General features: G+C 56.4%; 15 protein-coding genes. 5 read left to right on the forward strand and 10 right to left on the reverse strand.

The window, feature by feature from the left end; genetic code table 11:
* Positions 1-60 precede the first annotated feature (60 nt).
* From ACA061_RS26635 to tssA, 7 genes are all read right to left on the reverse strand, one after another.
* On the reverse strand, positions 61-585 hold the full coding sequence (locus tag ACA061_RS26635; RefSeq protein WP_210553336.1) for a PAAR domain-containing protein: 525 nt from the start codon (positions 583-585) through the stop codon (positions 61-63).
* 64 nt (positions 586-649) lie between these two features.
* Positions 650-1,066, reverse strand: coding sequence for a hypothetical protein (locus ACA061_RS26640; RefSeq protein ID WP_497300301.1), 417 nt, complete (start codon positions 1,064-1,066; stop codon positions 650-652).
* Entirely contained in the window at positions 1,063-1,461 is a 399-nt protein-coding gene (locus tag ACA061_RS26645) for a hypothetical protein (RefSeq protein ID WP_497300302.1), read from the reverse strand. The genes ACA061_RS26640 and ACA061_RS26645 overlap by 4 nt, the downstream gene beginning before the upstream one ends.
* 11 nt (positions 1,462-1,472) lie before the next feature.
* Complete coding sequence (tssE, locus tag ACA061_RS26650; RefSeq protein ID WP_042561803.1) at positions 1,473-1,880, reverse strand: type VI secretion system baseplate subunit TssE; 408 nt, start codon at positions 1,878-1,880, stop codon at positions 1,473-1,475.
* A gap of 9 nt (positions 1,881-1,889) precedes the next feature.
* The gene (gene tssC / locus ACA061_RS26655; RefSeq protein WP_042561804.1) at positions 1,890-3,365 is read right to left on the reverse strand and encodes a type VI secretion system contractile sheath large subunit; all 1,476 of its coding nucleotides are present in this window, start codon (positions 3,363-3,365) and stop codon (positions 1,890-1,892) included.
* Positions 3,366-3,391: 26 nt separating this feature from the next.
* Positions 3,392-3,895: a type VI secretion system contractile sheath small subunit gene (tssB, locus tag ACA061_RS26660; RefSeq protein WP_042561805.1), complete on the reverse strand. Its 504-nt coding sequence runs from the start codon at positions 3,893-3,895 to the stop codon at positions 3,392-3,394.
* 32 nt (positions 3,896-3,927) lie between these two features.
* Positions 3,928-5,490, reverse strand: a complete 1,563-nt coding sequence (tssA, locus tag ACA061_RS26665; protein WP_497300303.1) for a type VI secretion system protein TssA — start codon at positions 5,488-5,490, stop codon at positions 3,928-3,930.
* 714 nt (positions 5,491-6,204) lie between these two features.
* On the opposite strand from tssA, the gene tssI reads away from it, so the two are divergent.
* The 5 genes from tssI (at position 6,205) to ACA061_RS26690 (ending at position 12,143) form a co-directional block, all read left to right on the forward strand.
* Entirely contained in the window at positions 6,205-9,528 is a 3,324-nt protein-coding gene (tssI, locus tag ACA061_RS26670) for a type VI secretion system tip protein TssI/VgrG (RefSeq protein WP_497300304.1), read from the forward strand.
* The gene (locus ACA061_RS26675; RefSeq protein ID WP_210553334.1) at positions 9,521-10,204 is read left to right on the forward strand and encodes a DUF2931 family protein; all 684 of its coding nucleotides are present in this window, start codon (positions 9,521-9,523) and stop codon (positions 10,202-10,204) included. Before tssI ends, ACA061_RS26675 begins: the two co-directional genes overlap by 8 nt.
* Positions 10,191-10,895, forward strand: a complete 705-nt coding sequence (locus ACA061_RS26680; RefSeq protein WP_497300305.1) for a DUF2931 family protein — start codon at positions 10,191-10,193, stop codon at positions 10,893-10,895. The genes ACA061_RS26675 and ACA061_RS26680 overlap by 14 nt, the downstream gene beginning before the upstream one ends.
* Positions 10,882-11,583, forward strand: coding sequence for a DUF2931 family protein (locus ACA061_RS26685; protein WP_497300306.1), 702 nt, complete (start codon positions 10,882-10,884; stop codon positions 11,581-11,583). Before ACA061_RS26680 ends, ACA061_RS26685 begins: the two co-directional genes overlap by 14 nt.
* Positions 11,584-11,786: 203 nt before the next feature.
* Positions 11,787-12,143 carry a hypothetical protein gene (locus ACA061_RS26690; protein ID WP_150616904.1) on the forward strand — a complete coding sequence of 119 codons (357 nt, stop codon included), beginning with the start codon at positions 11,787-11,789 and terminating at the stop codon, positions 12,141-12,143.
* A gap of 96 nt (positions 12,144-12,239) precedes the next feature.
* Here ACA061_RS26690 and ACA061_RS26695 read toward each other — a convergent pair whose 3' ends face one another.
* From ACA061_RS26695 to ACA061_RS26705, 3 genes are all read right to left on the reverse strand, one after another.
* Positions 12,240-12,515, reverse strand: coding sequence for an HU family DNA-binding protein (locus tag ACA061_RS26695; protein ID WP_003213368.1), 276 nt, complete (start codon positions 12,513-12,515; stop codon positions 12,240-12,242).
* 190 nt (positions 12,516-12,705) lie between these two features.
* Positions 12,706-13,854 (reverse strand): NAD(P)/FAD-dependent oxidoreductase, encoded by a 1,149-nt coding sequence (locus ACA061_RS26700; RefSeq protein WP_150604669.1) that lies wholly within the window; start codon positions 13,852-13,854, stop codon positions 12,706-12,708.
* A gap of 21 nt (positions 13,855-13,875) precedes the next feature.
* Positions 13,876-14,043, reverse strand: coding sequence for a rubredoxin (locus ACA061_RS26705; RefSeq protein WP_007954349.1), 168 nt, complete (start codon positions 14,041-14,043; stop codon positions 13,876-13,878).
* Positions 14,044-14,109: the final 66 nt, after the last annotated feature.

A 14,109-nucleotide genomic window follows, 5' to 3' on the forward strand; every position in this document is an offset into this window, starting at 1 on the left:
TATATCCCTTTGATATATTTTCCAGCAATCAAACTTTGCTGAATCTCAAAACCAACAAAACTAAGCAAGCACAACTCTGCTCTGAGGTTCAATGATCAATTCAACGGCTTCTGCGGTGGCTGAAAATACTTTTTGAGTTTTCCCGTCCGCACCTGTCACGCCGTTTATGATCTTCCCCGAGGAAGTTTTAAGTGTGTATTCCACCCCCGCGAGGGGTTTGCCTGTTTCTTCGCAATTGATTACAAAATGCTCGTTAAACGGCCACTGAATCTCCACCGGCAACGGCGGCACAAACGGCGCCGGCGAATGCGAATTGCCGATAATCACCGTCCCGGATCCAGCTGTAACCTTGTTGCCATGCGTACCCACCGAATCAACCGTCGCGGCAGGTTTGCCGTTGATCAACACAGTGGTCGCCAAACCTCCCGACATCGCACCACCACACGCCGAGGCATCGCCTTGGCGGGCGGCCGCGAGGCCGTCGAAGAACACGTCGCCGGAACCGGCGGCGATCGGGTTGGTACCGTGGCCTGGAAGTGGGCAAGCGGTGGGGTCGGATACGCGTGCTGCGGGTTTTCCTGACATTGAGCTCTCCTTAACAGGCTTTGACGTGATGACTGTTCATTGTTCCTGAGTGCGGTTCATCGCATTAATTTTCCATGAGCATGTAAGACGTATTGCTGATGAACCTATTCATCCAGTGTTCATCCGGACGGGACAAGGCGAGAGAAAACGTATTGGCCTTTTTGTCCAGATAGATAAAAACCACACCCACTTCTGCCTCATCCTCGCGCGCCCTCATGTCCAGAGCCAGCTCGGAAAACAAAGGCGTTCGGTACACATGAGCTGGATTTTCACGTTCATAAAAACGAAGGTAAACCGTCTCTCTTGGCGTCAGCAGTGAGGCTCCCGCAACCGACTCAATGATGTATTTCCCGCTTGGACTCACGACAGACACATACGCTTTTCGGCTCAGCAGCTCATAGACAGCAACAGCAAAAATCACCAGGAGCAACACAACGACTATCGCAACGGAGGTCAGCAGTTTTTGAAAAGCATGACTCATCGGCATTCTGGAATGATCCAACTTTCCCAGCCCTCTGAACCCGGATATAGAATCATCTCGCCCTGAAGCTCAGGGGCAATGCCTGGATCGCCTTCCCTCATCCACAGATTCCACTCCGACGTTTTCAAGAGCCGTCCATCTGTTGTGTAAACACGGTAGAAAAAATGACTGCTGAACAGCTCGAAAATACCGCCCATCGCGCCCAGGAACGCGTAATCAGGTACATATCGGGAGATGTGGCATTTACCCGATTCACTTGCATAGGTTTTCAATGGCTTTGCAGTCAGCGAACTGAACACCTTCAATACAATGAACATCAGCAGAAACAGGGGCACCGCTATCAGGAGAACAAACCCGGATTTTCTGGTGGAACGTGCTGCAGGTTTGCCAGACATCGGGATTCTCCTTAGGTGACCTTCACTTGCCCGCTGCCATCCAGGCGTGCGGAAAAACTGACCTGACGCTTGAACCCTTCAACTTCCAGTAGCCCCTCAATACTGAAGGACAGGCGAAGCTGATCGTGGTCACGCGGCAGGGAAATGACACGCACGTTGCTCAGGCGTGGCTCGTAGGCTTCGATGAAAGTTTCGATGGCCAGACGGGCCTGACTCAGGGAGTCGTGCAGGCTCAGACGCATGTCATTGAGATCGGGCAACCCGTAGTCGGACAGCGTTTGCACGCTGCCGGCCCGGGTGCTGAGCATTTTGGCCAGATGGGCAGCGACTGACGCCATGGCAGAAACCTCGAGGCTCCTGCCCTTGCGTTTTTCCGCGTCGCCATTGAGACGTTCGAAAAGGCTGCCGTATCCGTCCATGAGTCGCTCTTACTCTTTGTCCAGCTTGCCAACCAGCGACAGGGTGAAATCGGCACCCATGTACTTGAAGTGCGGACGCACGTTCAAGCTCACGCGGTACCAGCCTGGCTCGCCTTCAACGTCGCTGACGATGATTTGCGCAGCGCGCAGCGGACGACGGCCACGTACTTCGGCGCTTGGGTTTTCCTGGTCGGCCACGTACTGACGGATCCACTTGTTGAGTTCCAGCTCGAGGTCGGTACGTTCTTTCCACGAACCGAGTTGCTCGCGCTGCAGCACTTTCAAGTAGTGAGCCAGGCGGTTGACGATCATCATGTACGGCAGTTGGGTGCCGAGCTTGTAGTTCAGCTCTGCCGCCTTGCCTTCTGCGCTGATGCCGAAGAACTTCGGCTTCTGCACCGAGCTTGCGGAGAAGAACGCCGCGTTGTCGGAGCCTTTACGCATGGTCAGGGAGATGAAGCCTTCCTCGGCCAGTTCGTATTCACGACGGTCGGAAACCAGAACCTCAGTAGGGATCTTGGTTTCGATTTCGCCCATGCTTTCGAAATGGTGCAACGGCAGGTCTTCAACAGCACCACCGCTCTGAGGGCCGATGATGTTCGGGCACCAGCGGAATTTGGCGAAGCTGTCGGTCAGCTTGGTGCCGAACGCGTAAGCGGTGTTGCCCCACAGGTAGTGCTCGTGGCTGTTGGCAACGGTTTCCTTGTACACGAACGATTTGACCGGGTTTTCTTCCGGATCGTACGGGTTACGCAGCAGGAAACGCGGCACGGTCAGGCCAACGTAACGGGAGTCTTCTGAAGTACGGAAGCTCTGCCATTTGGCGAATTGCGGGCCTTCGAAGTGGTCTTTCAGATCTTTCAGATCCGGCAGGCCGGTGAAGCTTTCCAGACCGAAGAATTTCGGGCCGGCAGCGGCGATGAACGGCGCGTGGGACATGCAGGCTACGCTGGACACGTACTGCATCAGTTTCACGTCCGGCGAGCTTGGGGACATGTAGTAGTTGGCGATGATCGCGCCAACCGGCTGACCACCGAACTGGCCGTATTCAGCGGTGTAGATGTGCTTGTACAGGCCCGACTGCATGACTTCCGGCGAATCTTCGAAATCGTCCAGCAGGTCTTCTTTCGAGACGTTGAGGATTTCGATCTTGATGTTTTCGCGGAAGTTGGTGCGGTCTACCAGCAACTGCAGACCACGCCACGACGATTCCAGTGCCTGGAAGTCCGGGTGGTGCAGGATTTCGTCCATCTGACGGCTGAGCTTGGCATCGATCTCGGCGATCATGCGGTCAACCATGGCTTTCTTGACCGGCTCACCGTTGTTCTGCGGCTTGAGCAGCTCTTCGATGAACGCCGACACACCGCGTTTGGCGATGTCGTAGGCTTCGTCGTCCGGCGTCAGGCGGGTTTCGGCGATGATGCTGTCGAGAATGCTGTACTCGCCGCTGGCGGCGCCTTTCTCTTGTGCTGCGCTAGTGCTCATTGTGTTGGCTTCCTTGGCTGCTGGGTTCAGGCGTCGGTGGCTGCGGCGTTCAGGCCCAGCTCACCGAGTACGCGACCGCGGGATTCGTCGTCGGCGAGCACGCCTTCGATGGCTTTACGGAAAGCAGGTGCGTTACCCAGCGGGCCTTTGAGGGCCACCAGCGCGTCACGCAGTTCCATCAGCTTTTTCAGCTCAGGCACTTGCTCGACCAGGCTGGCCGGGTTGAAGTCCTTCATCGAATTGACGCGCAGTTGCACGCCCAACTCTTCAGTGCTGCCTTCTTCCTGCAGACGGTTCGGCACGTTCATCGTCAGGCTAAGCTCTTGCTTGGCCAGCACTTCGTCGAAGGTCATCTTGTCGATGCTGATCGGCTTGCGATCTTCGATCTTGCGCTCGTCCTTGCGGTGGGTGTAGTCACCGATTGCCAGCAGTTTCAGCGGCAGTTCAATCTCTTCCTGAGCACCGCCGGTGGCGGGTTTGAAGGTGACGTTGATGCGTTCCTTGGGGGCTACCGAGCCTTCTTTGGCCATGGCTTTTCTCCTTGCGGTTGTGGCCCTGGGGCCTATTCGAGTACCACTTCGAGATCGAGGTGGCACAGCCTGCGATAAATCTCTTCCTTGCGTTCACGCACTGCATGGTTCTGCGGTAACAACTCGCAGCAACTGTGCAGCAGGTGCAGCACTTCCAATGCAAGATCGGGCTCCCAGGCGTGCAGGCCTGAGTCCTGTAATGTCTGATCGAGGGTTTCCAGCTGGTTTTTGGCCAGCTCATATTTCTTGGCCATGAAGCACAGCCTTGCGAGCGCGAACTGCCAGAAGAAGCGCTCGCGCCCGCCGTGGGCCGATTGCAGCCCTTGCTTGAGAATCTGCACGGCAGGCTTGAGGCCTTCCTTGCGCAGAGTCGGCAAGACTTCTTCGAGGGCTTTTTCCCAGGCTGGCTGGGTTTCGACGTTGTCGCTTTCAACCTTGCGTGGCGCGCTGGCGCTTTGCAGGTGCGGCATGACGTTGGCGGCAATCCACGCCCGGGTGGACGGATCGGCAAACGGCGCGCCGTCGTGGTAACGCAATTCGACAATGCCGGGAAGGCGCTGAATCAAAAGCGCGAAGTGGATTTCCACTTCGCGCATGGCCAGCTCGGCGTTGAGGTTCTGGAGACATTCCCAGACCATCCTCTGGCCATCGAACCAGAACGGCGCCTTCGCCAGACTCGCCTCCAGTTCCACCAGCAGGTCTGCGTATTTGCCCTGATCGAATCGATCCTGATAGAGCTTCAACTTGTCGAGCGGCAGACCGCGCAACACGGTGATCTGCTCGGCATTACGCTCAGGCACGGCGTCGATGGTCATCCACAGCAGCGTGCGGTTCAGGCGCAGGGCGCGCAGGTCGGTGGCTTTCTGCTTGAGCCACCAGGCACACAACGGCCGGGCGCTTTCCTGCTGGGCGCGCAGCGCTTTGTGGGCGTCTCTTTCGTTATCGATCGGCGCGCCGGGCGTCAGCAGCTGACTCGCCGCCTGCTTGACCTGCGCCACCGCCGCCCCCACTACACCTGGGGCCGGCTGGTTGTCGGCGGCGCGCTGGATCATGGTTTTCAGGCGTCGGGAGATCGGCAGCAACAGCGGCGAGTCGTCGCCCAGATGTTCAGCGCAAGCGGCTTCGAGACCGGACAGGTGCTCGGAGAGCTGCCGGAACATCGGCAACTGCTCTTTGATCGCAATGTTTTCGGTGATGACCTGCTCAAGACGCGGCACCAGCCAGCCAATGGCAGCGGCACGTGTGCGGGGTTTGAGCGGGTGAACGTCGGCCCAGTTGTTTTCCGACAAGTGGTGCAGCAAGCCAAGGCCGGCCAGCAGCCCGGGGAAGGATTCACGCTGGTAAAGCGACCAGGTCAGCCAGGCGCCGACACGCAAATCCTTGGATTGGGTACGCAGTAGGTTTTCGCTGTTTTCGCGAATTTTCAGCCAGTCGATCTGCCCGCTTTCATGCATCGACGAGGCTTTGGCCAGCTCGCTTTCCAGCGCCTCGAATTCGCTCGAAAAACGAACGTCTTCGCCCGCGAAATTCTCTATGGAAACAGAGACTTTGGCGAGTTCGAGGTAATGGGCGGAAAGTTTGCTTGAGTAGGACATCCATGGCCTTTATTAAGGATTACAGTCAGGCGCCAATTTGAGGTGCGGCAGCGCGGGACAGTATCGAAGAGCAGTGATGAAACTCATCCAATTGAGTGAGAGCTCTTTCAAGTGGGCGCATCGTAATCACTATGATGGCCACTAGCAAGCATCTGGTTAAACAACAAGACGAACTGTTGATTGGGGCTTGTAGGAGATCGCCCTATATATGACAAGGGATTCCCTGACACCGACTTATATTACGTGCAATTGCCCCGCCCCCTCAGAACCCCTGATCCAGAGCGGCCCGACCATGCTCGACCGCAGCGACCAGAACGCCTGTCCCGTTTCACGGCAGCGAGCATGACAACTCTTGAAAAAAATAGAAGTAGGACTCTTCCGAAAATTCGCTGGTTTCAATTAATAATTTACCGGAGACAACGGTCAACTAAAAAAGTGCCATCAATTTGATGGCATTTGATATTTCTGCAACATGACGTCCCCGCAAATACTGCACAACCGTGCTAACTCAATAATTATCGAAGTGTTTTCCTACAGTCCTTTCCGTCAATCCACCCAGCCACTTCACACCCGGAATACTCTGACAAATCTCAGGGATACTTCTTACATCAATTTATTTCCTGCATTGCTAGCTTGGCTTGGCAAATTCTTTTTGCGTGGCGATCACGGACGATCGGACACCGCGCATCGACTCACTTGCTTAAGGACAAGCGTATGTTCAGTGCAGGCAATTGCGCGCTATTCACCCTGCAAATCCCCGCTATTCGGCACGACTTCAAGGTGCTTGCCTTTAACGGCACCGAAGCCATCAGCCAGCTTTACTGCGTCAGAATCGAACTGGTCAGCGAGCATCCGGATTTCGATCTGGAGAGCCTGCTCAGCCAACCCGCGTTTCTACAATTCGGCCTCGACGGCGAAGGCATTCACGGGCGCATCGAAGATGTGATGGTGGCAGAGTCCGGTAAACGTCTGACTCGCTATGAGCTGACGCTGGTGCCGGCGCTGCACTATTTGCAGTTCAGTCAGGATCAGCGGATTTTTCAGAGTCTTACGGTGCCGCAGATCATCGCAAAGGTGCTCAATGGGCACGGCATTCAGGCCGATGCGTTTACCTTCCATGTCAGCACCTGCGAGCCTCGTGAGTACTGCGTTCAGTACGCGGAAAATAATCTGGAATTCATCCAGAGGTTATGTGCCGAGGATGGCATTGCATGGCATCACCAGCACTCGGCGGACAGCCATATGCTGGTGTTCACTGATGATCAGGTGTTCCTGCCCAAACTCGGCGCCACGCCCTATCAGCAAGATTCCGGCATGGTCGCCGCGCATCCGGTAGTTAGCCGGCTCAGTCTGCGGACCAGCACCCGCACCAGCGCGGTAACTCGCCGCGACTATGATTTGAAGCGCCCGAACCTGCTGCTCGAAAGTCGCTTCACCGCCGAGTTCACGCCGACGCTGGAAGACTATCGCTACCCGTTACTGCTGGATAACGAGAAGCGCGCCAAAAAACGAGTTCGACAGACGCTGGAGCGGCTTCGCGCCGACTATGAATTGGCCGAGGGCGTAAGCGATCAGCCGAGCCTGCGCTGCGGCTATCTTTTCGACCTGACCGAACACCCGCGTAAACAGTGCAACGACTTTTGGCTATTGCTCAGCGTTTCCCACACCGGCCGACAGCCACAAGTGCTCGAGGAGGCGGGCACCAGTGACGTCAAACCCGCCGACGGCTTCACTCAGGGTTATCGCAATCGCTTCAGCGCAATTCCCGCCGAGGTGGTTTTCCGCCCACCGCTGCCGGGGCGTCGTCCACCGCTGGTAGCACAGACCGCGCGAGTCACCGGGCCTCAAGGCGAGGAGATCTACTGTGATGAATCAGGGCGCGTGAAGATTGAGCTGCCGTGGGATCGCGCCGAACTGAACAGTGAGCGCAGCAGTTGCTGGGTACGCGTGGCGACCGGTTGGGCCGGGGATCATTTTGGAGCGATGGCCATTCCGCGCATTGGCATGGAAGTCGTGGTGACCTTTCTGGAAGGCGATCCGGACAAACCGCTGATCACCGGTTGCGTGGCCAACACAGTCACTTCGCCGCCTTACTCCTTGCCCGAGCACAAAACCAGAACCGTGCTGCGCAGCCACGGTTCGCCCAACAGTGGCGGCTACAACGAACTGGCGATCGAAGATCGCGCCGGCCAGGAGCTGATCTATTTGCGCGCGCAGCGCGACATGGTTCAGGAGGTCGGCAACAGCATTCAGCTGGAAGTCGGCAATGAACGCCGCGAAACCATCAACGGCAACAGCCACACGAGCGTCGGCAAGATCCTCGACGTCGAAGCCGGCCAGCAAGTGCATCTCAAGGCCGGCGCCAATGTTGTGCTGGATGCCGGCGCCAGCATCACGCTGAAAGCGGGCGGTCATCACATCGTGATCGATGCTGGCGGTATTTTCAGCAGCATCGAAATCGAAACGGGCCGACAGCCAGCCGACAGCGCAGGCAGCCATTTGCTGCTGCCTGGACTGGAGGGCGCATTGCCCGTGTCCGCCTCGGCACCGACACAAGCACTTATCGAGGAGGAACTCGAAGAAGACGAGGAAGAAGTCGATCTGGAGGATGAAACGCCGGGGGGCATTACTTTGCGGATCGGCGTGTTTTTCGATGGCACGGGGAATAACCGACTGAACAGCGAAATGGCTGCTGGCTGCTACGCAAGCGATGTGGGATTGGCGGAGCAGGCAGAAGAGATCCAGAAGTTCTGCATGAGCCAAGGTTATGACGGTATGGGCGGAGTACCCGATAACAGTTATGGCAACGACATGAGCAATGTGGCTAGGCTTTATGACTTGTATCGCGATGACAGTGAACGCCGATTGGAAAGTGATGAATTGATTGGATTCATACCGGTATACGTGGAAGGTATCGGCACTAGCAGTGGCGCGGAAGATTCTAAGTACTCGAAAGCAACTGGAGGGGGCGCACAGGGCATTCTTGCAAGAGTGGCGCAAAGTCCAACGCTCATCGTGGAACGGCTACGGCTTTTTCATCAGAAAAATGCTGAAAGAAAAGCCGCTCGAATCGAGCTGGATATTTTCGGCTTTAGTCGAGGCGCTGCGGCTGCAAGGCATTTTGCCAACGAAGTACTGAAGATCGAGGAAAATATCTTGGTGGAGGCACTCGCGAGCACCCCACTGCTAGTCGAGGGATTCAGCCCGGATAATCTTGCCATCAACTTTATTGGCATCTTCGACACTGCTTCGGCCGTCGCAAAAATATCCTCCGGCGATTTCAGCGTCCACGACGCCGAAAACCCCGACGTGAACCTCTATCTCGCGCCAGACATCGCCAAAAAAGTCGTGCACCTCGTAGCTCGGGACGAGCGCCGCCATAATTTTTCGCTGAACAAGGCCGATGCTGCCGACCTCGTATTACCAGGGGTGCATTCTGATCTGGGTGGCGGGTATGTGCCCCGCATCACCGAGCGTGTTTTGCTCAGCAAACCACGCCAAAGCGCAGAGGATGTTCGCCTGCCCAATCATGAGTCAGATGCTTATAAGGTCACGCAGTATGAACTCAGGCGCCTGCAGGACCAGCTGAATCTCCAAGACTTGCCACTGCATATACGCGCCTGGGAGAAAGTATTCACCCGCAATGCCAAGGGCGACAGAGCCCGTTGGAAACAGGTGCACGCAGTCATCAGTTGTGAGCGAGAAGTCCGCAATGATCTGTCATTGATTTATCTGCGAGTTATGCGGGAGTTGGGTGCGAAGCATGGCGTTCAATTCAAAGTCATTGACGAAGAAGACAGCCGATATGCGTTGCCAAGGGAACTACACACCATTGCGAGGAAATTGATGGCTTATTCACTCGGTCACAGCGGTCATATTGGATTGACACCGAACGAGGAGGCCTTGCTCCTAGCACGCTACATCCATCTTTCAGCAAACTGGAACACGACAGAGGAGTTGAACGGTAGCGAACTGAACATCCTGTTCATCAATCGGCCAGCCGAAAACTTTGTTCGTGTGGTGCATCCCAATGCTTGAGAAATACGGCGTCTTTCTTTGCACTTTGTCGCTTGCGCTATTTTTGAGTAGCTGTACCTCAGCGGCTGACCGCTCTCTTCCTTATGACGCATGGACGTTACAACTTTTCTCTCCTGACTATATGGATGTCGTGATTGAAGCTACAGCGGCAGTAGATATAGATAACAGGCTATTCAGTAACATCGGCAGCAGCGTCGCAGCACAAAGCTATCCGAACGCATTCAGAAAAGGAACGCCCGACGAATTCAAAGGCAGCCCTGCTGGATGGCCCGGGGACCCAGGGGGAAAGGGGCGGCCTACTTCAGGCGCGAATCTGCCCGAGCGCATTTATGTCCGCTGGCAGTCACTTGTTGAGTCACAAACTTACGAAGTCGTCATCAGGATTCCTGAGTCCACTCGAATGCAGATGCGTAAACGCGAGGACATATTTTGCGCGTTTGACGGGAAGGTCATAACGCAATATCGAAAATGGCTGGTAGTGGGACTAGCCCCCGGCGGTATCGCCAAAGTATGGGTTCGCGGACCATGTCTTCCGGGCATTGAAATCACACGCGTGAAAGGCATAGTCCACTCAAAGGGATCAAACAGCAGGCGCGGGGGCGGTGAATACTCTGGTCTACACGAAGAATCCAAATCCTACATCGAAAAGTTCGGGATTCCCTATGGCTCGTGGTAACCACAATCCGGTCATCGCGCCAAGGAGTCCGAGCCCTCGCATAAAAAAATACGTACGCCTGTTCTTCGGGCTGCTGTTGTCGGTTTGCACTCAAATTCATGCTCAATCGACTAAACAACCATCCTGGTTCCTTGGCTTTGGAGCGCCCGACTACATGGAGGTCTGGATTGAAACAGCCGATGTCGTGGATATCCGTGAACGGGTGTTCCGTCGTGCCGGAGCCGGTATTGCTTCGGTAAGTACCCCCACCAACAACACGGGCACACCCGCAGGCTGGCCGGACAATCCCGGTAGTGGCGCTGGTCGCGAAGTCAACGGCGCCGACCTGCCCCGTTTGATCTACGTGCGCTGGCAATCACTTGCCGAACCTCAAACCTATGAGGCTTACATTGTAATTCCCGAATCAGCCCGTGAAATCATGCGCAAACCCGAGAAGGCCTTCTGCAGGGCTGATGGCAAGTGGATCTCGGATTACCGAGATGACATTGGTATTGGTCTGGCGCCCGGCGGCATTGCCAAAGTTTGGCTAGGCGCACCTTGTCTGAAGGCAGTCGAAATTGCACGAGTTGTAGGCTCCGTCAGCAAACAAGGACCGTATCAGGGGAAAAATCAGGGCCGCTATGCCTTGCCTCTTTCGCCTGAATCCAAATCCTACATCGAAAAGTTCGGGATTCCCTATGGCGCGTGGTAACCACAATCCGGTCATCGCGCCAAGGAGTCCAAGCCCTCGCATAAAAAAATACGTACGCCTGTTCTTCGGGCTGCTGTTGTCGGTTTGCACTCAAATTCATGCTCAATCGACTAACAAACCATCCTGGTTCCTTGGCTTTGGAGCGCCCGACTACATGGAGGTCTGGATTGAAACGGCCGATGTCGTGGATATCCGTGAACGGGTGTTCCGTCGTGCCGGAGCTGGAATTGCTTCGGTAAGAACCCCCACCAACAACACGGGCACACCCGCAGGCTGGCCGGACAATCCCGGTAGTGGCGCTGGTCGCGAAGTCAACGGCGCCGACCTGCCCCGTTTGATCTACGTGCGCTGGCAATCACTTGCCGAACCTCAAACCTATGAGGCTTACATTGTAATTCCCGAATCAGCCCGTGAAATCATGCGCAAACCCGAGAAGGCCTTCTGCAGGGCTGATGGCAAGTGGATCTCGGATTACCGAGATGACATTGGTATTGGTCTGGCGCCCGGCGGAATCGCCAAGGTCTGGTTGGGAGGGCCCTGCTTGAAGGCTGTCGAGATTGCCCGCGTAGAGGGAACCATCAATCCGAAAGGCCCTTATGAAGGCAAATCCGGCGGTAAACATCGACCTCTTACCGATGTATCCAAAACCTACATCGAAAAGTTCGGGATTCCCTATGGGAGCTGGTGAGACGTCAAAATCTCCGGGGATTCATTTACCCACCGTCGCTCACCCACCATTCTCCACAGTCGCCCTTTCATTTCGACGTCAAACGCTACTAAAAAGGATTTCTCGAAACACTACGCAGTTATCCGTTGCTTCTCGAGCCGTTATTTGAAACCTTCATCGGAAAATCCAACACGCAACGAAAGCTGGTAAGGAGTAATGACCTCATGGAATTGAAACCACTGTTTTTTGCAGCACTGATGTGGCTGCCCATCACCCAAGCATCAGCAGACACCTCGCCGCTGGAGGGCCATTACTATCTGTACGGCGCGATGGAAATGGGCGCCGAGTTGCTACTGCGTAAGGACGGCACCTTTGATGCAGGTGTTTCGTATGGCAGTGCGGATGGTTTTGCCAAGGGCACATGGCAGGTAGAGAACGAAACGCTGACGCTGAAAAGCGCGACCAAAGCCGCCTCCAACAGCGATTTGTCCGGCCTGTTTCAGGATCTGGAATTGGCCATCGAGCCAAACTGTCTGGCGGTAGACTTCGGCAACGGCAAGGCCTGCTTCCGACGTCAGTAAGCGCGTTAAACAGCCACAAAAAATGGGCACCCGACCGCAATCGGTGTGCCCATTTTTTATTGCGGTTCTCCCCGTTATTCAGGGAGCTCGCCGCAATTATGGATTAACGCTGTCTTTCAACGATTTGCCTGGCTTGAACGCTACGGTATTGCTGGCCTTGATTTTCACCGGCTCGCCGGTTTGCGGGTTTTTGCCGGTACGGGCGCCGCGGTGGCGTTGCAGGAAGGTGCCGAAGCCCACCAGCGTGACGCTGTCCTTGCGGTGCAGAGCGCCGGTGATTTCTTCGAGAACGGCGTTGAGCACGCGGTTGGCCTGTTCTTTGGTCAGATCTGCTTTTTCAGCAATTGCAGCGGCGAGTTCTGGTTTACGCATTAGTGAAGCCCCTTTGACGGTTTTTTGTTGTTATGTCCGTGCTGTTCTCGTTGGAACAGCGCCCAAGGCGCCGCAGGCTCTACGCTGCGGCAGACGGGAGTGAGAATGGCACGCGGATACGGGCGGCGCCAGTCTCCCCGCGACCTTTGTGGGGGCAAAAGCTGGGTGATTCCGACAGAACGACCGGTATTTACGCCAGCAGGGCCGGAAGCTGTTTGTTCAGGGCGAGTTTTTCCATCACCGCCGCACCGGTCAGGGCATACCCCAGCAACTGACCGTCTGCGCCGTGGCACAGGGCCTTGATGTCGGCGCCCTGCCCCTCGACGGTCCAGACCCCTTCGCTGCCCCGTGGTGGCGGCGACACCACCAATGGGCAGACGGGGGTTTTCACGGTGATCGGCATCGGGCCGTAGTTCACCGCCGTCGGGTTGCCTGCGAGGGTTTGTGCCAGCGCACGCGCACAACTCATGAGGGGCATGACGTACAAAAGATTCAGCCCATCGACCTCGGCGCAGTCGCCCAAGGCGTAGATATTGGCGTGGGATGTTTTCAGTTGTCGATCAACCACGACACCGCGATTGACCTGCACGCCGGCAGCCGCCGCCAGATCGATGCGAGGGCGAAGGCCGATGGCCGAGACCACTACGTCGCAGGGAATGACCTGACCGTCGGACAAATGCGCTTCCAGACCGTCGGCGACCTTGTGCAGACGGGTCAGCACCGGGCCGAGGTGGAATTTTGCGCCAAGGCTTTCCAGCCCGGACTGCACCGCTGCTGCGGCCGCTGGATGCAGCAACATCGGCATGACTTGCTCGCACGGGGCAACCAGTTGCACCTCGTAGCCACCAAGGATCAGATCGTTAGCGAATTCACAGCCGATCAACCCGGCACCGAGCACCAGTACCCGACGCTTGCCAGCCGCTGCCGCGCGGAAACGTGCGTAGTCTTCAAGATCATTGATCGGGAACACCAAATCGGCGCCGTCGCCTTCGATCGGCACGCGTACGGTTTCTGCACCCCAGGCGAGGATCAGGTCGCGATAAGCCACGGCTTCTTCGCCGATCCACAGGCGCTTGTGGCCCGCGTCGATGCCGCTGATGCGCGTATGCGTACGCACCTCGGCCTTCAACTGCTCGGCCATCGCGCCTGGCTCGGCCATGCTCAGGCCATCGGCGTCCTTGTTCTTGCCGAAACCGGTGGAGAGCATCGGCTTGGAGTAGGAGCGACCGTCATCGGCGGTAATCAGCAGCAGCGGTGTTTCGCTGTCGAGCTTGCGAAACTCGCGGGCCAGGTTGTAGCCCGCAAGCCCGGTGCCGATGATGACGACTGGTGCGCTCATGCCTTGTTCCCTCTGTTTTTCTTAGTTGATTTCGATCATTTCGAAGTCCATCTTGCCAACGCCGCAGTCTGGGCACAGCCAGTCTTCCGGCACGTCCTGCCACAGGGTGCCCGGCGCGATGCCGTCATCCGGCCAGCCGTCGGCTTCGTTATAGATCAGGCCACAGACCACACATTGCCACTTCTTCATTCAGGTACTTCCTCAGGATTCAGGCTTTTGCCGGCGCGAATGGTCGATGGGTGTTGCGCTGCCATC

It is taken from the genome of Pseudomonas sp. LBUM1668 (assembly GCF_059695715.1).